The organism is Bradyrhizobium sp. ORS 278 (assembly GCF_000026145.1).
Taxonomy (GTDB): domain Bacteria; phylum Pseudomonadota; class Alphaproteobacteria; order Rhizobiales; family Xanthobacteraceae; genus Bradyrhizobium.
Genome location: NC_009445.1, coordinates 1,795,709 through 1,815,689, shown reverse-complemented (window position 1 = coordinate 1,815,689; position 19,981 = coordinate 1,795,709). Strand labels below are relative to the sequence as shown.

Sequence of the window (19,981 nt, the reverse complement as noted above, 5' to 3'; positions counted from 1 at the left end):
CGTCTCAGCAGATCCGCGGCAACTGCTCGCCCGACAGCCAGTCGACGATGCGCCCGCCGCCGAAGCTCGTAGCCATCTGGACGAAGCGATGATCGTCGGCGACCGCCTCGCCGATGTCAGCCGCCTCCCCTCCCAGCGGATGCGCCTTCATCGCCGCGAGCACGGCATTGGCGACGTCAGGAGCGACCACGGCGACGAGCTTGCCTTCATTGGCAACATGCAGCGGATCGAGCCCGAGCAACTCGCAGGCAGCGGCCACGGCCGGCTTCACTGGAATAGACTCCTCTTGCAGACGGAAGCCGAGATTGGACTGCTGGGCGATCTCGTTCATCGTCGCAGCAAGCCCGCCGCGTGTCGGATCGCGCATCAGCCGGATGCCCTGGCCGCCGGCTACGACCATGGCGGCGACGAGTCCGTGCAGCGAGGCCGAGTCGGAGACGATCTCGGTATCGAAGGTCAGGTTCTGCCGCTTCGACATGATCGCCACGCCGTGATCGCCGAGGCTGCCCGATAGCAGCACGCGATCGCCCGGCCGCGCTTTGTCCGCAGAGAGGTCGAGCCCGTCAGGCAGTACGCCGACGCCAGCGGTCGAAATGAAGACGCCATCGGCCTTGCCGCGCTCGACCACTTTCGTGTCGCCCGTGATAATCGCGATGCCGGCCTCGCGTGCCGCCGCCCCCATCGCGTCAGCTATTCGTTTCAGGTCGTCGAAGCGGAAGCCCTCCTCGATGATGAAGCTCGCCGACAGGTACAGCGGCTTCGCGCCGGCCATGGCGATATCGTTGACCGTGCCGTGCACCGCGAGGGAGCCGATATTGCCGCCGGGAAAAAACAGCGGCGACACGACATAGCCATCGGTCGTCATCACCATCCGCCCGGCCGCGACATCGAAGGCGGACTGATCGTTGCCACGCGCCAGAAATTCGTTGCCGAAGGCCTCGTGGAACAGACCGGCAATCAGCTGCGCCATCGCGCGGCCACCGGCGCCGTGCGAGAGGTCGACGCAGCCGTTCTTCAGGTCGAGCCGGCGCTGATGCATGCTCATGAGGCAAGCCTCCGCTGATGGTCGCGGAAGCGGCCATAAGTCCAATGCGCCGCGCAGGCGCCTTCCGACGACACCATGCAGGAGCCGATCGGCGTCTCAGGCGTGCAAGCCGTGCCGAACAGCTTGCAGTCCACCGGTTTCTTCAGCCCACGCAGGATGGCGGGGCATTCGCAGGCCGGATTGTCGGCCACCACCAGCTCGCGCATTGCAAAGCGCAGCTCGGCATCGAAATGCGCAAAGGCAGGCCGCAGCTTCAAGGCACTCGCGGGAATACTGCCGAGACCACGCCACTCGAACTGGTCGCGCAACTCGAAGATCTCTGCCATTTGCTTCATCGCACGCTGATTGCCGCTGCCCGTGACGGCGCGGCGGTACTGGTTCTCGACCTCGTGGCGGCCGTCATTGACCTGCTCGATCAGCATCAGGATGGCCTGCATCATGTCGAGCGGCTCGAAGCCGGCAATCACCACCGGCTTGCCATCGTCGCGCGCGAACGGCGCGTAGGGCTCGGTGCCGATCACGGTCGAGACATGCGCCGGGCCGACGAACCCGCCGATCTCGATCGGCACGTCGCTGTCGAGAATTGCGCGCATCGCCGGGGGCGTCAGCACGTGATTGCAGAACACGCTGAAATTCGCGAGCTCCTTCTTCTCCGCGGCGCGGATCATCACCGCCGTCGGCGGCGTCGTGGTCTCGAAGCCGATGGCGAAGAACACGATCTGGCGGCCGGGGTTCTGCTCGGCCAGCGCAATGGCGTCGAGCGTGGAATAGACCATGCGGATGTCGGCGCCGCGCGCCTTGGCCTTCAGCAGCGACGCGCCGCGCGAGCCCGGTACGCGCATCAGGTCGCCATAGACGCACAGAATGACCTCTGGCCGTTCCGCGAGCGCGATCGCCATGTCGATGCGGCCAGCCGGCAGCACGCAGACCGGGCAGCCCGGTCCGTGGATCATGCGGACATTGCCCGGCAGCATGTCTTCAAGGCCATAGCGTGCGATCGCGTGCGTATGACCGCCGCAGAACTCCATGAAGCGATAGGCGCGCGCAGGGTCCGCCTTGGCGCGGATGGCGCGCGCGAGCCCCAGTGCCAGCTCCTTGTCGCGAAACTCGTCGGCATATTTCATGGTGCGGCCTCCGCGGCTGCTGCCCCCATCTGGCGGAGCAGATCGAGCGTTTCGCGCGCCTCCTCCGGATCGATCTTCGTCAGCGCATGGCCGACATGGAGGATGACGTAGTCGCCGACGGCGATCTCCTCGATCAGCGCGACCGAGACCTCCTTGCTGACACCGTCGATCGACACGATCGCCATGTCGTCGGGTAGCAGCTTGATCACCTCGGCAGGAATAGCCAGGCACATCAGACGATCCCTCCAGCTGCGTTGTCTTGCTTGATCAATTGGAGCCCGGCGACCCAGGCCTGCCCTAAACTCAGTCCGCCATCGTTGGGCGGCAGCCGGCGCGGCAGCCACGCATCGACGCCGGCGGCTCTGCAGCCGCGGACGATCAGCTCCGCCAGATGCGCATTGAGGAAGCAGCCGCCACTCAGCACGAGCATGGTCACGCCGGTTGCGCGCGACGCAGATACGATCCAGTCCACGCAGGCGGCAGCGAGTGTGCCGTGGAATAGGCCGGCGGCTTCAGCGGGGTCCAAGTCGCAGGCGAGCAGTTGAGCGAGGAGCGGACGAAGCGAAAGAATGCCATCGGCGATCGTCCAGCCCTGTTCGAGGACTGCAGTGGTGCGAACCAGCGCCTCGAGCTTCATGGCAGCTTCGCCTTCATAGCTCTGAACCGTGCTGACCCCGAGCAATCCCGCCACAGCATCGAACAGCCGGCCTGCGCTGGTCGTCACGGCCGCATCGGTGCGATCGAGCAACGTCGGCAGATGGCGCGCCTGCGGCTGACTCCTGAAGCGTGCAGCGATCTCGGCGTCATGTCCGAGGTCGTGGAGCACGGCGGCCGCCATGCGCCACGGTTCCCGCGCGGCGCGGTCGCCGCCCGGCATCTTCAGCGGCGCGAGATGCCCGAGGCGCCGGAACATCGCTCCGTCACACAGCAGCAGTTCGCCGCCCCAGGCGTCGCCATCGGTGCCGTAGCCATAGCCATCAAGCACGAGTGCAAGCACAGGCGCGCGCAAGCCATGCTCCGCGATGACCGCGGCGGCATGCGCATGATGATGCTGCACGCCGAATGTCGGCAGTCCCCGAGCCTGCGCGAACCGCGTCGACGCCATGTCCGGATGCAGGTCGTGCGCGATCGCCAGCGGCGCGACGTCGAGGATGGAGGTGAGATGCGCGATCGTCTCCTCGAAGAAGCGGATCGCTGCGGCCGTGTCGAGGTCGCCGAGATGCTGCGACACGAAGGCCTCGTCGCCACGGATCACCGTCACCGTCGACTTGAGGTGAGCCCCGACCGCGAGGAGCGGCGGGAGAGCGCGCGGCAGCCGGATCGGTTCCGGAACGTAGCCGCGGGCCCGACGGATGAAGCGTGGGGAGTCCGCCATCATGGCGACAACGGAATCATCGGCACGAATGACAATGTCGCGGTCATGCGTGACGATCAGATCCGCGATGCCGGCGAGATCGATCAGAGCCTCGTCGTTGTCGGTCAGCAGCGGCTGACCGCTGGGATTGGCGCTGGTGCAGACCAGCGCCTCGTTCCGTTTGCCACCATGCGCACGCAGCGCGTCAAAGACCAGATGATGCAGCGGCGCGACCGGGAGCATCACGCCGATCTTGGCGAGACCGGGCGCTACCGAGGGCGCCAGACGACCGCGCGAGCGCAGCAGAACGATCGGCCGGGCCACCTGCTCCAGCAATCCGCGCTCGGCGGCATCGAGATCGGCAATTTCCCCAGCGGCTTCGACCGAGGCCAGCATCACAGCGAACGGCTTGCCGTCGCGCTGCTTGCGCGCGCGCAGCCGCTGCACCGCAGGCTCATCGCGCGCATCACACAGCATCTGATAGCCGCCGAGTCCCTTGATCGCGACAATCTTTCCCTCCGCAAGCGCCGCCGCGATCTCACCGACGTCGTGGCTGAGCCGGGGCCCGCAATCCGGACAGGAGATCGCCTCGGCATGGAAGCGGCGGCCGCTTGGATCCTCATAGTCCGAGCGGCAGGCCTCGCACATCGGGAAGCTCTTCATTGCCGTCGTCGCGCGGTCGTAAGGCAGGCGCTCGGCGATGGTGAAGCGCGGGCCGCAATGGGTGCAGTTGACGAAAGGATAGCGATGAAATCGACTGCCCGGATCGAACAACTCGGCAAGGCAGGCCGGACAGGTTGCCGCATCCGGACCGATGCGGGTGGTCACCCGGCCGCCCACGCTCTCGCCGATGCGGAAGTCTGCACTCGCCTGCGCGGCGACAGGTTCCACGGCGATGTCGTCGATACGCGCCAGAGGCGGCGCCTGTCGCGGCAGCGCTTCGACAAACGACATGACACTCTCGCCCTCGACCTCGATGACGACACCATCAGCGTCGTTGGCGACGAAGCCGCCAAGGCGATAGCGTGTGGCCAGGCCATGGACATAGGGACGGAAGCCCACGCCCTGCACGGCACCGCGCACGCGGAGCCTGAGACGCGCGCGATCCGCTGCAAATGTCGGGCCCGCCGTGCTCATCCCTGCACCGCGCCCAGCGCGCTCGCTCTGACGCGGTCGGCCTGCTTTCTGATCCAGGCATAGAAGGCGGAAAAACCTTCGCCGGTCTTGGCCGAGATTGTCAGCACTTCGATTTTCGGATTGACGCGGCGAGCATATTCGATGGTCTGAGCAAGATCGAAGTCGAGCACCGGCGCGAGATCGATCTTGTTGATCAGCATCAGCGCCGACGCCGCGAACATATCGGGATATTTGAGCGGCTTGTCCTCGCCCTCGGTGGTCGAGAAAACCACGATCTTGCAGGCCTCGCCGAGATCGAACGCGGCCGGACAGACGAGATTTCCGACATTCTCGATGAACAGCAATCCGCCGCGCAGCGGCGGCAGCCGGCGATAGGCCTCGTCGACCATCGCCGCGTCGAGATGGCAGCCCTTGCCGGTGTTGATCTGGATCGCCGGCACGCCAGTAGCGCGGATTCTCTCGGCATCGTTTGAGGTCTGCTGATCGCCCTCGATCACCGCGACCGGCCGGCTCTGCTTCAGCTCCGAGACGGCGCGGACCAGCAGCGACGTCTTGCCGGCGCCGGGACTGGAGACGAAGTTGAACGCCAGCACGTCATGGGCTGCGAAACGCGCGCGGTTCTCGGCGGCAAGGCGGTTGTTCTTGCCGAGTATGTCGCGCTCGATCTGGATGATGCGTCCGCTCGACAGGCCGGCGATTTCCTGCCCCGCCGGATTGGCCGCGCAGTCGATATGATCGGCAGCGCCATGCGCGTGACGATGATCATGCGCATGCTCATCCTGGTGGTGATGATGGTGGCCGTGATCATGGTGATGATGGCCGTGATGGTGATGATGCCCGGCATGATCATGGCTGTGATCATGTCTATGCGCATGATGATGATCGTGATCGCCGTGATCGTGATGATGATCACCCGCCTCGATCGCGGATTGGCCGTCGCCGCAGCCGCACACCGTACACATCACTCGACCTCCAGCTCCTTGACCCGCATGTCCTCGCCGCCCGTGACCTGCAGCTGATGGCTGCCGCATTCGGAACAGGCATCGTAGCGCCGGCTGATCTCGACGCTGCGCGAGCAGCCGAGGCACCAGGCCGAGCCCTTCTGCTCGATGATTTCCAGCGCCGCGCCGCGCGCGATCGTATGCGCCGTGACCGCCTCGAAGCAGAACCGCAGCGCCTCGGGCGCCACATGGCTGAGCGCGCCGATTTCGAGCCACACCGTCTTCACCTTGGAGAACGCGCCCTTGCGCGCCTCGGCCTCGACGATCTCGACGATGCCCTCGCACAGCGCCATCTCATGCATCGGCCATCTCCCGGACCGTCAGGCCGACGCCGACGCAGGGATCGAACGAGCCGATCATGCCAGAAATGGCATCGCGATCCCTGCCATCGCGAAGCAGCGCGCCCATCAAGCTGGTCACGACTGGTCCTCGCCGATGAAAATTCCACTCCGTCGGGGCGAGATATTCGAAGCGCGAGATGTGGCCTTGCGCATTCAGCTCGACCACGTGATACAGCCGGCCCCGCGCACATTCGACCGCGCCGGCGCCACAGCCGAGGCCAAGCGCATAGCCGGCGACAAGCTGCTCTTCGCAGGAGTCCTCGGTCTCACCGTCTTCGAGCGAGCGCACCAGCCCGGCCAGCTCTGCGATCCGGGCGGACAGCCGTTCGGCGGGCCCCGCCTGCAGGTCGGCGCGCGCCCGACGCGCCCAGACTCCCGTCTCGGGTACACAGCCGTCGAGATCCGGCATCTCGGCAAACGCGGCTCCTTCATTCATCAGCCGGGCGGCAACGGCGCGATCGTCCGCGGCCGACAGCACACCATGCACCGACGGCATGTGCCTCCATCCTCCATTTTCGGCCGCCTTGCGGGCCGCTGCCATCAGCCTTGCGAGTGGAGTTTCCGGCGCCACGATCTCCGGTGCGGAGCCTATCCCCAGATCCTTCAGGGCCGTCTTGATCTGTGACAAGGTTTCCGAGCGGACCTGCGCCGGTGTGCCGACACGGGCGGGCTCCTGCAGCACGGCCGTGGCCTGCAGCAGCCGCTGCAGCAGCGGCTGAGTGCCGGGTTCGTTGGCCATCGGTCCGAGCAAGAGGCCGCGCAGCAGCTCGGCGAACCGCTCGGCCAGCACGGCCTTGATGCGACGATGCCGCGTCAGTGGCACCGCCTGCTCGCCGCGCGCGGCTTCGACCGCGGTGAGCACCGCAACCTGATGCGCGTTGGCGCAGAACGCGAACAACCGTGGCAATGCCGCAAGCAGCATCTCGGCCGGCTTTCCCGCCGCCAGCCGGCCCAGCGGCGGCCGCGTGCGCGGCTGGATCTCGACCGCCGTGATCCGCCGATCGGCAACCGACAGCGTCACATCGATCCGGTTGCGGAAGGCGAGCGTCATGCGCGGCTCTCCGAGAGCGTGCCGCGCAGGAACGCGCGGCGCTCGATGCCGCGCGATACCCGCGCGGTGTCGGCCTCGTCTTCGGGCGCCGTGAGTAGCGCCGCCAGCGCGGCCTCCGCCGCGACACGCGCGGCCGCCATGTCCTCGAACTCCGACATCGGCGAGAACAGCGAGCAGCTGGCGATCCGCCCGACGCCGGCAACATCGCTGATCGCAAATCCGAACGAACCGGCCGGCAGCGCCACGTCGATCGTCGATCCCACATCGCCTTCGGCTGGCGTGACCACGTTCATGAACCACGGCGTGACGAGGATGCCGATCGTGCGCCCAACAACGCTGGTGAAGCCAATGGCGTCGACCGCGAGTGCATCGTGATAGATCGGCAGCTCGCGCATTGCCCGGTCGCCGATCTCGCGATAAATGCCGGCAAGGCGCTCGCCCCATGCAGCCGGCGTGAGCTGATCGGTCCCCTGCCCGGCCGCGACGGCGCTCATGACTCGACCACCATGAACTTGGCCTTCGGCGCGTCGCAGTTCGGGCAGTGCCAGTCGTCCGGCAGTGCCGAGAACGGCGTCCCCGGCGCGATCTGCGCGACGCCATCGCCTTCGGCGGGGTCATAGCGCGTCCAGCAGATGCCGCACTCCAGCAGCATCTCGTCGGCGAGATCGCTGCGTACGCCAAGATTCTCGAACCCGGTGCTCATGTGAAATACGCCTCGATGATCTGCTTGAGGCGTTCGGCCGAGTCCTCGAAATCCTCCGGGGCCGCAAGCGCTACGACCGGCACGCCACCGACTTCCAGCGTGTCGAGAATGATCGTGTCCATCGCGTTGAAGAACTGCACCGACCAGACATGGCGCACGCCGGTTGCGAGCACGCGGCAGGTGCCGTAGCCACGCGACACCAGCTGGATCGGGCCGTTGCCGAGCGTCTCCTGCAGGAAGCTCATGTCGACCGGGCTCATCGGCAGCAGCGTGAAGTTGATGGTCTGCGAGCGCTGGCCCGGCCGCCAGGCGAGCGCGCGCTCGCGGATCTCGGCGAGCACCGGCAGCGCATTCATCGTGCCCTCGGGTGCGGGCCCGATGACGACGTCGTCCGCCGTCAGATCGATCGCGGCGCGCGCGACGATCTCCGGCACCGCGCCGATCTCGATGTAGTCGTGGCTCTCGTCGCGCTCCAGCCGAACGCGCCAAATGCCGGCGAGCACCGACTCCTGGATCTGCGCCAGCGAGCCGTCGGGCAGCGCGACCACGCCGGCGACCTCGCCCTCGCCGAGCACGTCGTCGATCAGCCGGCGTTCGAGGTCGTTGAGGCCGGCCAGCCGAAACAACTGCGTCGGCGCGTCGGCAGTCTGCGCAGCAACGGCCGCGGCAATCGTCGACAACAACTCGACGGCGCGCGGACAGCTCCGCGCCAACTCCTCCGAATCCAGCGTCGCGAGCTTCGCCAGCGCGCCGGATGCGGTCAGCCCCTTGTACTGCGCGTCGAGCGCCTCCTCGCCGATCGGAAACACGCTGACCGGCTGCTCGGCGCCTTCGGGCGCAATCCAGAATCCGGGCTTCATCGGTCAACTCCTGAAGGCTGATGCGCGGGAATGATGCTGGCAACGACTGTCGCCGTCGTGCCGGCCGGGCGATCGATCAGTCGCGAGATCCGATCGACATAGACCGACCAGTCCTGGATCTTGGCGATCACGCCGAGCGTCTCGCTGCCGCGGCAGAAGATCAGCGACGGCTGCACCCGCACGCCAAAGCGCGCGCCAAGCTCGGCCTCGGCATCGCGTTCGATCACCGCGCCCTGCAGCCGGCCGTGAAACGCCGTGATCAGCTCCGGCAGGACGATGGCGACGTCCATCGCCTCCGGAAAGCGCGCGGGATCGCCGGCCGACAACAGCACGGCAATAGCTCCGGCGCGGCTTACGTCGTCGAGGAACGCATCGACCGTTACGGTATCGACCTCCGGCAACTCGCCTCGCGTGCGCGTGGCATCACGCTGCAGCCTCTCCATGGGTGTTCCTCCCTGACCAGTTCTCGTTGTCTGGCTCTGAATGGACAGCAATCGACGTGCCAGACGACCGCCGGCGCGGTGATCACCTCAAGCCGATGATCTCTCTCACCAATTTATCAGCGTTCAGAGTTACGTAAGACATCTGCAAAGCAGTTTTGCAGACGATGTCCGACAACTTTCCTTCCAATTGGATATTTTGTTGTCGGCTACCGGACAGAGGCCGGTGCGCAAGGCTCAGCGCAAATGCTCCGGCAACTGCGGCTCGCGGCCGATCAGGTCGGCGAAGAAATCGTCGCAATTCTCGCCGCTCATCGCGGCTTGCAAGCCGCGAAGGGCGTCGCCGATCAGCCGCGCCTCCTCGTCATCGAGCAGGCGCACCGCGTTGTCGAGATAGACCAGGACTTTTGCGCCGACCGGCGGATTCGACAACAGCAGCACCGAGACGCGGCGCTGCTCGCCGTCGAAGCTGCACAGCGCCGAGACGCCATCGGTCGCCATGATCGTCATCGGCAGGCCCAGGCACATGGTGAACTCCCTCGCAGCAACCAGCTATTCGGCCGGTTCCGCGCGCATCTCATAACTTTGATGATCGATGTCGTTGGTCAGCAGCCGTGCCTCGCCGGCCAGTGGTTCGGGCCGCAACACCGCCGAGACGCCCCACTCGGCCAGCACAGCACATGCTAGCTCGATGGCAGGCTCGATCTGCGCGCGCACCGGCGCCGTCAGCGGCCCGCCCCAATCCTCGAGGTCGAGCGGCTGGCACCCGATCAGCGCGAGACGCTGCGGATATCGGCCGAGCAGATCGGCCGCGCTTAACACCTCCTGGAAGCCTGTCTGGTGCAGGCTCATCTTCTTCGCGCCGGTGAAGCGCGGCACCTCCTCGTCACGGACGAGCTTGAGCTCGCCCGGGGCGAGACCGTAGTCGATGGCGTCGAAAACGATCAGGCCGTCGGCCTCCTCGACATAGTTGACGAGATACAGCCCCTGCGTGCCGCCATCGAGAATGGTGACGTTGTCTGGAACTGCATAGCGGCGGTGGAACTCCTCCACCACGCGCACGCCAAACCCCTCGTCCGCCCACAGGATGTTGCCGATCCCGAGCACCAGGATGCGATCGAGCTTCTTCTCGGCCATCGCGTGGCTCCCCTACTCGCGAAACTGCCGCTCGCCCGAGACCATCGAGGAGATGATGCTCTGGCGCGACATGATGTCTTCGCGGATGGCCGCGTAGACGTGCACCATCACGAACATCACCAGCGCCCACATGCCGAGGTGATGATATGTGTGCACATCCTGGCTGTTCGGCCAGATCGAGAACACCCAGCCGAACAGTTTGTGCTGCCAGCTGTCGATGCCCTCGCCTTCCGAATAGAGCGCAAATCCCGTGACGATCATGAAGGCGACGAATACCGTGAACCCGGTGAACATCGCCGTCTGCGCCAGCGGGTTGTGACCGACATACATTTTCGGCTCACGCTCGATGAACGCATACCAGCGGATCTCGTGCAGCACCTCCTTCCAGAACTGCTTGCGATGCACCGGAATGTAGAAGATCTGCCGCGAGTGGTGGTTGCCGACGAAGGCCCAAAGGATGCGGGCGAGGAAGAACACCGCCAGCACCTGCCCGGCCGCGAAATGCGTGAACCGGATATAGCCCATCACGAAGCTGCCCGATGCCTCGCCTTCCACCGTCGGCAACGGCGTGCCGATCAGATAGCCGGTGACCATCAGCACGACGATCGCGAGCGCGTTGACCCAGTGGCAGATGCGCACCGGGGCTTCGTAGACGTAGACCGTGGGCCGGCCGACGGCGTGCTCGCCGGCGGCATCGGCCGCGATCGCGGCGAGGTTCGTCTCGGTCTCCGCGGGACGTGCGACGGCATCCATCATCGTGCTGCTCCCATTACCTGACCTTGACCGTCGCCATTTCCTGGCCGTCCGGGCTAATCACGTGCGTCGAGCACGCCAGGCATGGATCGAACGAATGGATCGTGCGCAGGATCTCGAGCGGCTTCTCCGGATCCGCCATCGGCGTGTCCATCAACGAGGCCTCGAACGCGCCGATATTGCCCTTGGGATCCCGCGGCGAACCGTTCCAGGTGGTCGGCACGACGCACTGGTAATTATCGATCTTGGTGTCCTTGATCTTGATCCAGTGCGCGAGCGCGCCGCGCGGCGCCTCGGTGAAGCCGTAGCCCTTGGCTTCCTTGGGCCAGCTCTCCGGCTTCCATTTCTCGACATTGGCGGTCGAGGAATCGCCGGCCTTGATGCGCGCGACCAGCTTGTCCTGGAAGTAGCGCATCTGCCCCGCGGCCCAGTCGCACTCCAGCGCACGCGCCGCGGTGCGGCCGAGCGTCGAGAACAGCGCCGTGACCGGCAGGTTCAGCGTCTTCAGGAGCTTATCCGTGGGCTCCTTGAACTCCGGCCGGTTCTGCGCGTAGCCGATGATGTAGCGCGCCAGCGGCCCGACCTCGACCGCGTTGCCGCGCCAGCGCGGCGCCTTGATCCAGGAATATTTGCCGCCCTCGTCGAGCTCCTTGATGTCGGTCTTCGTGCCCTTGGCGTTGGGGCCGAGCTGATAGTTCGGCTCGGTGACGCCGTCCCAGGGATGCAGACCCTTGCTCTCGTCGGGATATTTGTACCAGGAATGCGTCACGAACTCCTGGATCTGCTCGGGATCGCCATGATCGATCGGCAGCACCTCGTTGAGATTGCCGTTGAGGATCACGCCACGCGGCAGCTTCAGGTTCTTGGCCGAATAGTCGTTGGCGTTCTCCGGAATGTCGCCATACGACATCACGCTCTTGCCGGAGAGGCCGCCACCATAGAGCCAATCCTTGTAGAACGAGCCGATGGCGACCACGTCCGGCAGATAGACCTTCTGCACGAACTCGATCGAGCGATCGATGATCGAGGAGACGAGGTTGAGCCGCTCCATGTTGATGGCACCGACCGCCCCGGTGCCGTCGACATTGACGGCGCACGGCACGCCGCCGACCAGCCAGTTCGGATGCGGGTTCTTGCCGCCATAGATGGTATGGATCTTGACGATCTCCTTCTGGAAATCGAGCGCCTCCAGATAATGCGCAACCGCCATGAGGTTCGCCTCCGGCGGCAGCTTGTAGGCGGCGTGGCCCCAATAGGCGTTCTTGAACGGGCCAAGCTGGCCTGACTCGACGAACTTGGTGAGCCGGATCTGCAGATCCTTGAAGTAGCCCGGCGAGGACAGCGGCCAGTCCGACACGGACTGCGCCAGCGCCGAGGTCGCCTTCGGATCGGCCTTCAGCGCCGAGACGACGTCGACCCAGTCCAGCGCATGCAGATGATAGAAATGCACGAGATGGTCGTGCACCTGCAGGCAGAGCTGCATGATGTTGCGGATCGAGTTGGCGTTGTCGGGAATCATGATCCCCAGCGCATTCTCGACCGCGCGGACTGAGGTCAGCGCATGCGTGCCGGTGCAGACGCCGCAGATCCGCTCGGTGAAAGCCCAGGCGTCGCGCGGGTCGCGGTTGCGCAGGATGGTCTCGATGCCGCGCCACATCGTGCCGGTCGAGACCGCGTTGCGGATGACATTGTTGGAGTCGACATTCACCTCGACGCGCAGATGTCCCTCGATGCGCGTGAGCGGATCGACGACGACGCGCTTACCGGAATTGTCGAGATTGAAGCCGTTGGGAGTCTGGATGCCCATCGTTGCCTGCCCTGAACTGAATTAATGATCTTGCTTGGCGCTGGCGTCGTCGCGCTTGGTCGCGAGCCGCTTGACGGCGGTGACCGCGGCATGCGCCGCGACCGCGACGCCCACCGTTCCCGCGGCGGCCATGCCGACCTCGTCCGCGTTGCGCTCGATGCCGAACTGCTTGATCGTGGTGAGCCGGTCGTAGAACGAGCCCTTGTCCCAGAAGCCATCCTCGGAGCAGCCGATGCAGCCATGGCCCGACTGGATCGGGAACGACACGCCACCGTTCCAGCGCACGGTCGAACAGGCATTGTAGGTGGTCGGGCCCTTGCAGCCCATCTTGTACAGGCAGTAGCCCTTGCGCGCGGCCTCGTCGTCCCACTCCTCGACGAACTGGCCGGCGTCGAAATGCGGCCGGCGATAGCATTTGTCGTGGATGCGCTGCGAGTAGAACATCTTCGGCCGGCCCTGGCGGTCGAGCTCGGGCAATTTTCCGAAGGTGGTGATGAAGGTGACGACGCCGGTCATCACTTCCGCGATCGGCGGGCAGCCGGGCACCTTGATGATCGGCTTGTTGGTGATGACCTTGTCGATCGGCGTCGCCTGCGTCGGATTGGGCTTCGCCGCCTGCACGCAGCCCCAGGACGCGCACGCGCCCCAGGCGATGATCGCCATCGCATCCTCGGCCATCACCTTCAACTTCTCGACGAACGGCTTGCCGCCGTCGATGCAGAACATGCCGCCTTCATTCAGCGGCGGATTGCCTTCGACGGCGAGGATGTACTGGCCTTTGTACTTCGCGCGGGTCTCTTCGAGGATCTCCTCGGCCTGCTGTCCAGCCGCCGCCATGATCGTGTCGTCATAGTCGAGCGAGATCATCGACAGCACGGCATCCTTCACCAGCGGATGCGCCGAGCGGATGAAGCTCTCCGAGCAGCAGGTGCATTCCAGCCCATGCATCCAGATGACCGGCGTGCGCGGCTTGGTTTCCAGCGCATTGGCAATGCGCGCCGACGCCAGCGGCCCGAGCCCGAGGCTCGTCGCAGTGAGACTGCAGAACTTATGGAAGCTGCGCCGCGTGATGCCCTGGCGCCGGATCACGCTGTAAAAGGTTTCCGTCGTCGCGCCCATGAGTCCTCCCCCTGCTATCGCGTTGGCGATCATCCGATCGCGATCTGGCGAGAGGGGACAGCAAGATGTGGGCCAGCATCAAAGCCGGATTCGAATCTTAATGATTCCAGATGGTTGGAATGACGGTTGGAGATCGACAAGCAGTTCAGGATCGTTGATCGGCCGAATATCGGAAATCACGCGCTTTGCACCCGACAAGCTTGTTTCCGCCCTTTGCAGCGGGGTCAATGCGCGGTGCAGACCATGCAGGGATCGAACGACCGTACGACATGCTGGATGCTGACGGCACGCGCGCCAGCCTCGCCGACCTCCGTGCCGACCAGCGCCTGTTCGAGTGGACCCGCGACGCCCCGGGCGTCGCGTGGCGAAAAGTTCCAGCTGGTCGGCGCGATGATCTGATAGCGCGCGATCCTGCCGGAGCGCACTGCGAGCCAATGGCCGAGGCTGCCGCGTGCGGCCTCAACGAGGCCGACGTAGTTGCCATCGGCCGCCTCGCGGCTCGTTTCGCAGAACGGCTCGTTGAGCCGCAGTGCCTTGATCCAAGCTTCAATCGAGACTGCAAGCTCGGCTGTCTCGATCAGGCGGGCAATGACGCGGTTGCGGACATTGCTGCCGCTTTCGGAAAGCAGTGCCGTGATCAGCTGTTGTCCGTGCACCGCTTGACGTGCCAACGCGCCAACCTCGACCGGCTCACCCGCAAGCCGCGGTGCTTTGCACCAGCTGTAGGCATCGGGCTTGTCGGCGTCCGGCTCGGTGCGGCTTTCCGCGGGATCGCGCGACGTCTCTCGCATCCACGCATGTGACACGTCCTCGGTGATCTGGCCCGACGGCAGCGCTTCGATCTTTCCATCAGGCGTTCGAAGCCCGGCGCGGAAGCGCGCGCCATCGGCATCGCGATACGCACCGAAGCTCATCAGCAGGCCGGGCCCCGCACCGAGATACGCCAGATCGAGCGCGTCTGCGATGCGCAGGAACTGCGCGAAGTCGCCGCTACGGCCGTCACGCCAGCGATCGAGCTCGTCCGGCGTCGACAACGCCAGCACGTGTTCGAGCTTGTCGGCAAATACGACACGCTCGAGAAAGCCGCGAAACGAAGCCACGATCGCGTTCAGCCGGACGCGCTCACCGAGCTCGATGGCGCGCGTCGTACCGCCCGGCTGGAACGCGAGGCTGTGCGGCCATTTCCCGGCGATCACACCCATGATTTCCAGCAGCCGAGCCCGCGCCGGCAGCGCCTCGCGCGCGGCCGAGCCCTTCGTCGCGGTGAAGCGTTCGGCCGCCGCACCGTGCCAAGAGTGAGACGCGTAGGCCTCGCGGGCGAAGTCGGGCATGAAGAAGATGTAGAAGTGCGTGAGGTGATCCGCGGCATTCTCAGCCGCGTGGGCGATGTTGGTCGCCAGGACGCCATTCGGCGCCACGACCACGCCCATCGCCTGACGCAGGGCGGCTGCGGCAGCGATCGACTGCGACACCGAGCAGATGCCGCAGATGCGCGGGGCGATCACGAGGGCGTCGAGCGGCGGACGTCCTTCCAGGATCTGCTCGAAGCCGCGATAGAGCGGCGCCGTCACCTCGGCGCGCGCGACGCGGCCGCTCTCGATGTCGAGACGGACCTCGAGATCCCCCTCGACGCGATTGAACGGGCCGACCGTGATCCGCGTCATGAGCGATGCTTGTCGCCGGACCGGCTCGGCGGCACCACGACATGATCGGCGGTCGCGTTGACGCGGACGCGGCGCGGTGTCGCCGATTTCGACAGCGCGGCCAACGCGACGAACCAGGCCTTGGGCATGTCGGTGGGGAGGCCCACGGGAATGCCCGCGAGCTTCGCCGTCTGCAGATAGTTCTGCTGGCTCTCGAAGCCCGGCGACGTGCAGGCGATGCAGGCATAGCCGCCCTTGGTGCAGGAGCCGCCGCCGTTCCACGAACGCTGATTGCAGTCGCCGACGGCCTGGGTCGCGCGGCAGCCGAGATGCTCCATCAGGCAGCCGCGCTCCGACATCGTTTCCGCGCTCGCCTTGAACTCGTAGAACTCGTTGCGCGAGCAGCCGTGATGCGCGAGGTGATTGGCGATGAAAGTCGGACGTCCCACCGCGTCGAGGCCATCGGCGGTGAGATCGCCTGCTGTGAGCGCCAGCAACGTTTCCATCATCCAGCCCGGATGCGGCGCGCAGCCGGCGACATTGATCACAGGTAGCCCGCGCTTCGATCGGAACCCCGCGCCCAGCGCACCGCCCGCATCGCTGCCCTCGAACTGCAAGCCGACGGCATCGGTCGGATTGATCCCGGCCGCGGGAATGCCGCCATAGGCGGCACAACTCCCGACCGCGACGACGTAGTTGGCAAGCGGCGCGAGATCGAGCAGCCAATGGTAGATCGAGCGGTTGGTGCCGGCGAGCATGTTGAAGCGGCCGCTCAGACGCGGCCCGCGTGCGACAGAGCCTTCGAGCACCAGGAGATCCAGTTGCTCGCGGCCGTCGCGGATCGCTTCGAGCAGGTCGACCACCTCGTCACCGGTCTGCTCGCTGACCGAGGGATGCCAGATCACGTCGATGCCCGATTGCCGCAGTTCGTCGAACCAGCCGGACGCGCCGCTCTCCAGGATGGACATGGTGCAGCCGCCGCAACTCGCGCCCTGCAACCACAGCATCCTGATCCCGCCCTCCGCGCCGGCCATCGTGGGTCGCTCCGTCCCGTGCGTTCCGCCTTATTTCGCCGTCGGGTTTAGCGTCCTGGCGCGAACACTGGCAAGCGCCTCGACTGATGCATGTGAGGTGCCGCGGCAGCGGCTGATCAGCACGGCGCCGGCCCAGGTCAGGCCAAACAGCCCGATGGCGATGATGCCGAGATAGCCGAGATCGTCGCCCAACGCCGCCACGACATCGTTCCATCCGCCGGTCAGACCCAGCCGCGGCGCCAGCAGCGTGACCGCCTCTACGCCGCCGATCACCAGCGCGATTGCGACGGAGGCTCCTGTGATCACGAGATTATAGCGCCGCTTGCGGGCAGGATCGGTGAGCGCCCAGCGATAGGCGCCGACCATCAGCATGCTGTCGGCGGTATCGACGGTCGCCATCGCTGCTGCGAACAGCGCCGGGAACACCAGCACATGGGCCAGGCTCGCGCCGCGCGCCGCCTCTGTCGCCGACAGGCTGAGCAGTCCGATCTCGCTGGCGGTGTCGAAGCCGAGACCGAACAGGAAGCCCAGCGGATACATCTGCCAGGCGCGCGAGATGACGCGGAGCACCGGACGCAGCAGCCGAACCAGGATGCCGCGTCCCACATCGCCGGCCGATTCCCCGTCAGGCGGGACCGACGGGGAGCGCCAGAGGTTCAGGAACAGAACCAGATTGGCGACGGCAATCAGCAGCAGAAAGCCGGCCGAAACGGAGGTGCCGATGATCCCGCCGATCGCCCGGATGGTGCTGTCCTCGCTCAAGAGGTCAGCGCCGGCCACGAGGCTCACCACGATCGTGGCGATCACGACGACGCTGGAATGGCCCAGCGCGAAGTAGAGTCCCGCGGCGCGCGGCCTGTCGCCCTCCTGCACCAGCTTGCGCACGACGTTGTCGATCGCGGCGATATGGTCCGCATCGACGGCGTGCCGCAGGCCGAGCAGCCAGGCCAACAGCGCGGTGCCGACAATGGCCGGGCGATCGGCGTAAAGCAGAAACGCCCAGGCCCAGGCCAGCGCATTGGCGAGCACGAGGCCGGCCATAAGCACGGCATTTCGTGCGCCGTCCCCGCGGAGCCGAACCGGGATCGAGGCGGCCGGCCGAGGATGATCAATTGGCAAAATCGTCATACTCGGACAGGAGAGCAAGACCCGCGCCAAAAGGCAAGGCTTGCGTCGCCGCGCTCAAATCACTTGCAAATCACCCCCCCGGGGTCCGCGCGGCCGAGGTTCACCGCATTCCCTTGGCAATCCGCTATCCGGTCACGCACAAACATTGACCAGCCCATGTCCAACTCTTTCCCTCCCCGCCCTCCTCTCACCGCGCCGAGGCGCTCTGCGCCGCGATCTCGCGCCGCACGGTCGCCTCGAACTGGCTTGCAGGCGCGGCGAACATCAGCCTCGTCTCTTCGTGGAACGCCGAGAAGATGCCGACCACGACCGGTTCGCCGTTGATCTCGGCGAGAATCGGGGAGCCCGAATAGCCGAAATTGGCGAGGCAATGGACGGTCAGCAGCTTCGCATCCTTGGTCATGCCGGCGCTGCAATTGCGCTGGCCGGTCGGCGAATAGCGCCGCTCCTGGCCGTAGCCGATCTCGGAGATCGTGCCCGCCTGGGTCGCGGCCGCAAGCTCGTCGCGGCTCACGGCCCTTACCGCCACCGGCCTGGACGGCAGCGCATCCTTCAGGATGATCAGCGCCCAATCCGCCGGCGAACGGTCGGCCGACCATTGGTCGTGCTGAGTCGGGATGAAGTCCGGCGCGACAATCAGCTTGTCGGCGACTGAGGAGGCGGCGGGGGTGCCTTTGTTCAGGCCCGCCAGAAAATGGACATTGCCCGGACTCACCTGAGCCAGACCGTTGAAGACGCAGTGCGCCGCCGTCAGCACGACGCGGGGAGCCACCAAGGTGCCGGTACACGAGCCTCCCGTGCTGTATTGCGCCTGGGTCACGACACCGATCGACGATGCCGGCCAGGAGGTGGGATCGACGACATCACCGAAGTGCCGGTCGAGGCCGAGCAGCTGCTCGGGGCGCGGATTGGCAATGCCGGCATCCGCCGCTTCCGGCTTCGGCCTCCACGCCGCGATGATCTGCTCGGCCTGACGCCGCTGTGCGTCGCTAAGCTTGATACGCTGGATCTCGCGGCCGGCCGACCTTACGCCGTTGCGGCCGGCCATCACCAGCCAGGCATAACCCTGCACGACATCCTGGGACATGACCCGGCCGTCGAGCATCATCAGGCCGAGCATGTATTGCGATTGGGCGAAGCCTTGGGCGGCGGCGCGGTTGAACCAGCGCGCGGCTTCGCCGTGATCGCGAGCGGCGCCTTCGCCGTTGAAATAGGCGATGCCCAGATAATGCTGGGCGATGGCGAGCCCCTGATCGGCGGCCTTGCGGTACCAGACCAGCGCCTCCGTCTGGTTGCGCGCGACGCCGACGCCGAAGGCCTGCATGAAGCCGACATCGAATTGTGCCCGCGCGTCGCCCTTGACGGCGAGCGGCTGGAGCCTTCGCAACGCCACCGCGGGCTGTCCATTCGCCGCCGCGGCGACGGCCTCCTCGAGCTCGGCGGCCGCGGCGCTAGTCGCAGCCGCGAGCAACAACGTCAAAAAGATGGCGAGCGTCTTGATCATTGTGTCTGCCGAGGCCCGACCATGATGATGGGAACGCCATCACACATGATCAAGACGGCAGCGGCGTGACCGCGCAGACCGCGCGATCAGGCCTGCTCAGACTTGGCGAACCGGTCGTCGAGCGCATAGCCGGCGCCGCGGACGGTGCGGATCGGATCCTGCTCGCGGCCGGGATTGAGCAGCTTGCGCAGCCGGCCGATGTGGACGTCGACCGTGCGCTCGTCGATATAGATGTCGCGGCCCCAGACGCTGTCGAGCAGCTGCTCGCGGCTGAACACGCGGCCGGGATGCTCCAGGAAGAACTCGAGCAGGCGATATTCGGTCGGGCCGAGATCGATCGGCCGGCCCGACCGCGCCACGCGGCGCTTCTCGCGATCGAGCTCGATGTCGCCATAGGACAGCACGGTCGCCAGCCGCTCCGGGCTGGCGCGCCGCAGCAGGCCCTTCACACGCGCCAAGAGCTCCGGCACCGAGAACGGCTTGACGATGTAGTCATCGGCGCCGGTCGCAAGACCGCGCACGCGCTCGCTCTCCTCGCCGCGCGCCGTCAGCATGATGATCGGCAGCTGCTTGGTCTCGGACCGCGCCCGCAGCCGCCGGCACAGCTCGATCCCTGAGAGGCCCGGCAGCATCCAGTCGAGCACGACCAGATCGGGAATGCGCTCCTTCAGCCGCGTGTCGGCCTCGTCGCCGCGCGCCACGGTCTCGACCTCGTAGCCTTCGGCTTCGAGGTTGTAGCGCAGCAGCGTCGTCAGCGCCTCCTCGTCCTCAACCACCAGAATTCGCGCGCCCATGTCGGA

21 protein-coding genes are annotated in these 19,981 nt (G+C 66.0%); all 21 read right to left on the bottom strand.

Annotated elements, in window-relative coordinates:
• Nucleotides 1-4: 4 nt before the first annotated feature.
• Nucleotides 5-1,045 carry a hydrogenase expression/formation protein HypE gene (hypE, locus tag BRADO_RS08000; protein WP_011924805.1) on the bottom strand — a complete coding sequence of 347 codons (1,041 nt, stop codon included), beginning with the start codon at nt 1,043-1,045 and terminating at the stop codon, nt 5-7.
• Nucleotides 1,042-2,169: a hydrogenase formation protein HypD gene (hypD, locus tag BRADO_RS07995; RefSeq protein WP_011924804.1), complete on the bottom strand. Its 1,128-nt coding sequence runs from the start codon at nt 2,167-2,169 to the stop codon at nt 1,042-1,044. The genes hypE and hypD overlap by 4 nt, the downstream gene beginning before the upstream one ends.
• Entirely contained in the window at nt 2,166-2,402 is a 237-nt protein-coding gene (locus tag BRADO_RS07990) for a HypC/HybG/HupF family hydrogenase formation chaperone (protein WP_041756240.1), read from the bottom strand. Before BRADO_RS07990 ends, hypD begins: the two co-directional genes overlap by 4 nt.
• On the bottom strand, nt 2,402-4,660 hold the full coding sequence (hypF, locus tag BRADO_RS07985) for a carbamoyltransferase HypF (RefSeq protein WP_011924802.1): 2,259 nt from the start codon (nt 4,658-4,660) through the stop codon (nt 2,402-2,404). The genes BRADO_RS07990 and hypF overlap by 1 nt, the downstream gene beginning before the upstream one ends.
• Nucleotides 4,657-5,622 (bottom strand): hydrogenase nickel incorporation protein HypB, encoded by a 966-nt coding sequence (gene hypB / locus BRADO_RS07980; protein ID WP_041756239.1) that lies wholly within the window; start codon nt 5,620-5,622, stop codon nt 4,657-4,659. Before hypB ends, hypF begins: the two co-directional genes overlap by 4 nt.
• Nucleotides 5,622-5,963 (bottom strand): hydrogenase maturation nickel metallochaperone HypA, encoded by a 342-nt coding sequence (hypA, locus tag BRADO_RS07975; protein ID WP_011924799.1) that lies wholly within the window; start codon nt 5,961-5,963, stop codon nt 5,622-5,624. The genes hypB and hypA overlap by 1 nt, the downstream gene beginning before the upstream one ends.
• On the bottom strand, nt 5,956-7,053 hold the full coding sequence (locus BRADO_RS07970; RefSeq protein WP_011924798.1) for a nickel-dependent hydrogenase large subunit: 1,098 nt from the start codon (nt 7,051-7,053) through the stop codon (nt 5,956-5,958). Before BRADO_RS07970 ends, hypA begins: the two co-directional genes overlap by 8 nt.
• The gene (gene hybE, locus BRADO_RS07965; RefSeq protein WP_011924797.1) at nt 7,050-7,547 is read right to left on the bottom strand and encodes a [NiFe]-hydrogenase assembly chaperone HybE; all 498 of its coding nucleotides are present in this window, start codon (nt 7,545-7,547) and stop codon (nt 7,050-7,052) included. The genes BRADO_RS07970 and hybE overlap by 4 nt, the downstream gene beginning before the upstream one ends.
• On the bottom strand, nt 7,544-7,756 hold the full coding sequence (locus BRADO_RS07960; RefSeq protein WP_011924796.1) for a rubredoxin: 213 nt from the start codon (nt 7,754-7,756) through the stop codon (nt 7,544-7,546). Before BRADO_RS07960 ends, hybE begins: the two co-directional genes overlap by 4 nt.
• Nucleotides 7,753-8,616, bottom strand: a complete 864-nt coding sequence (locus BRADO_RS07955) for a hydrogenase expression/formation protein (protein ID WP_011924795.1) — start codon at nt 8,614-8,616, stop codon at nt 7,753-7,755. The genes BRADO_RS07960 and BRADO_RS07955 overlap by 4 nt, the downstream gene beginning before the upstream one ends.
• Complete coding sequence (locus BRADO_RS07950) at nt 8,613-9,059, bottom strand: hydrogenase accessory protein (RefSeq protein ID WP_011924794.1); 447 nt, start codon at nt 9,057-9,059, stop codon at nt 8,613-8,615. Before BRADO_RS07950 ends, BRADO_RS07955 begins: the two co-directional genes overlap by 4 nt.
• Nucleotides 9,060-9,293: 234 nt before the next feature.
• Nucleotides 9,294-9,584, bottom strand: a complete 291-nt coding sequence (locus BRADO_RS07945) for a HypC/HybG/HupF family hydrogenase formation chaperone (protein ID WP_011924793.1) — start codon at nt 9,582-9,584, stop codon at nt 9,294-9,296.
• A 24-nt stretch (nt 9,585-9,608) separates the two neighbouring features.
• Nucleotides 9,609-10,193: a HyaD/HybD family hydrogenase maturation endopeptidase gene (locus BRADO_RS07940; protein ID WP_011924792.1), complete on the bottom strand. Its 585-nt coding sequence runs from the start codon at nt 10,191-10,193 to the stop codon at nt 9,609-9,611.
• Nucleotides 10,194-10,205: 12 nt separating this feature from the next.
• Nucleotides 10,206-10,949, bottom strand: a complete 744-nt coding sequence (cybH, locus tag BRADO_RS07935) for a Ni/Fe-hydrogenase, b-type cytochrome subunit (protein WP_011924791.1) — start codon at nt 10,947-10,949, stop codon at nt 10,206-10,208.
• 13 nt (nt 10,950-10,962) lie between these two features.
• Nucleotides 10,963-12,753, bottom strand: a complete 1,791-nt coding sequence (locus BRADO_RS07930) for a nickel-dependent hydrogenase large subunit (RefSeq protein ID WP_011924790.1) — start codon at nt 12,751-12,753, stop codon at nt 10,963-10,965.
• Nucleotides 12,754-12,774: 21 nt separating this feature from the next.
• Complete coding sequence (locus BRADO_RS07925) at nt 12,775-13,872, bottom strand: hydrogenase small subunit (protein ID WP_011924789.1); 1,098 nt, start codon at nt 13,870-13,872, stop codon at nt 12,775-12,777.
• 224 nt (nt 13,873-14,096) lie between these two features.
• A complete protein-coding gene (locus BRADO_RS07920) occupies nt 14,097-15,536 on the bottom strand; it encodes a nickel-dependent hydrogenase large subunit (RefSeq protein ID WP_011924788.1) in 1,440 nt (479 codons plus the stop codon).
• On the bottom strand, nt 15,533-16,549 hold the full coding sequence (locus BRADO_RS07915) for a uracil phosphoribosyltransferase (RefSeq protein ID WP_011924787.1): 1,017 nt from the start codon (nt 16,547-16,549) through the stop codon (nt 15,533-15,535). Before BRADO_RS07915 ends, BRADO_RS07920 begins: the two co-directional genes overlap by 4 nt.
• 30 nt (nt 16,550-16,579) lie before the next feature.
• Complete coding sequence (locus tag BRADO_RS07910; protein ID WP_041756238.1) at nt 16,580-17,677, bottom strand: HoxN/HupN/NixA family nickel/cobalt transporter; 1,098 nt, start codon at nt 17,675-17,677, stop codon at nt 16,580-16,582.
• Nucleotides 17,678-17,864: 187 nt separating this feature from the next.
• Entirely contained in the window at nt 17,865-19,181 is a 1,317-nt protein-coding gene (locus tag BRADO_RS07905; protein ID WP_011924785.1) for a trypsin-like serine protease, read from the bottom strand.
• 86 nt (nt 19,182-19,267) lie between these two features.
• Nucleotides 19,268-19,975, bottom strand: a complete 708-nt coding sequence (gene phoB / locus BRADO_RS07900) for a phosphate regulon transcriptional regulator PhoB (RefSeq protein WP_011924784.1) — start codon at nt 19,973-19,975, stop codon at nt 19,268-19,270.
• Nucleotides 19,976-19,981: the final 6 nt, after the last annotated feature.

Coding starts and splice junctions, on each gene's coding strand:
- BRADO_RS07925 (WP_011924789.1), bottom strand. CDS start 13,872: ATGGGCGCGACGACGGAAACCTTTTACAGCGTGATCCGGCGCCAGGGC.
- cybH (WP_011924791.1), bottom strand. CDS start 10,949: ATGATGGATGCCGTCGCACGTCCCGCGGAGACCGAGACGAACCTCGCC.
- BRADO_RS07915 (WP_011924787.1), bottom strand. CDS start 16,549: ATGGCCGGCGCGGAGGGCGGGATCAGGATGCTGTGGTTGCAGGGCGCG.
- hypF (WP_011924802.1), bottom strand. CDS start 4,660: ATGAGCACGGCGGGCCCGACATTTGCAGCGGATCGCGCGCGTCTCAGG.
- BRADO_RS07955 (WP_011924795.1), bottom strand. CDS start 8,616: ATGAAGCCCGGATTCTGGATTGCGCCCGAAGGCGCCGAGCAGCCGGTC.
- BRADO_RS07910 (WP_041756238.1), bottom strand. CDS start 17,677: ATGACGATTTTGCCAATTGATCATCCTCGGCCGGCCGCCTCGATCCCG.
- BRADO_RS07940 (WP_011924792.1), bottom strand. CDS start 10,193: ATGGCCGAGAAGAAGCTCGATCGCATCCTGGTGCTCGGGATCGGCAAC.
- BRADO_RS07970 (WP_011924798.1), bottom strand. CDS start 7,053: ATGACGCTCGCCTTCCGCAACCGGATCGATGTGACGCTGTCGGTTGCC.
- BRADO_RS07950 (WP_011924794.1), bottom strand. CDS start 9,059: ATGGAGAGGCTGCAGCGTGATGCCACGCGCACGCGAGGCGAGTTGCCG.
- BRADO_RS07960 (WP_011924796.1), bottom strand. CDS start 7,756: ATGAGCACCGGGTTCGAGAATCTTGGCGTACGCAGCGATCTCGCCGAC.
- BRADO_RS07905 (WP_011924785.1), bottom strand. CDS start 19,181: ATGATCAAGACGCTCGCCATCTTTTTGACGTTGTTGCTCGCGGCTGCG.
- BRADO_RS07920 (WP_011924788.1), bottom strand. CDS start 15,536: ATGACGCGGATCACGGTCGGCCCGTTCAATCGCGTCGAGGGGGATCTC.
- phoB (WP_011924784.1), bottom strand. CDS start 19,975: ATGGGCGCGCGAATTCTGGTGGTTGAGGACGAGGAGGCGCTGACGACG.
- BRADO_RS07945 (WP_011924793.1), bottom strand. CDS start 9,584: ATGTGCCTGGGCCTGCCGATGACGATCATGGCGACCGATGGCGTCTCG.
- hypD (WP_011924804.1), bottom strand. CDS start 2,169: ATGAAATATGCCGACGAGTTTCGCGACAAGGAGCTGGCACTGGGGCTC.
- hybE (WP_011924797.1), bottom strand. CDS start 7,547: ATGAGCGCCGTCGCGGCCGGGCAGGGGACCGATCAGCTCACGCCGGCT.
- BRADO_RS07930 (WP_011924790.1), bottom strand. CDS start 12,753: ATGGGCATCCAGACTCCCAACGGCTTCAATCTCGACAATTCCGGTAAG.
- hypB (WP_041756239.1), bottom strand. CDS start 5,622: ATGTGTACGGTGTGCGGCTGCGGCGACGGCCAATCCGCGATCGAGGCG.
- hypE (WP_011924805.1), bottom strand. CDS start 1,045: ATGAGCATGCATCAGCGCCGGCTCGACCTGAAGAACGGCTGCGTCGAC.
- hypA (WP_011924799.1), bottom strand. CDS start 5,963: ATGCATGAGATGGCGCTGTGCGAGGGCATCGTCGAGATCGTCGAGGCC.
- BRADO_RS07990 (WP_041756240.1), bottom strand. CDS start 2,402: ATGTGCCTGGCTATTCCTGCCGAGGTGATCAAGCTGCTACCCGACGAC.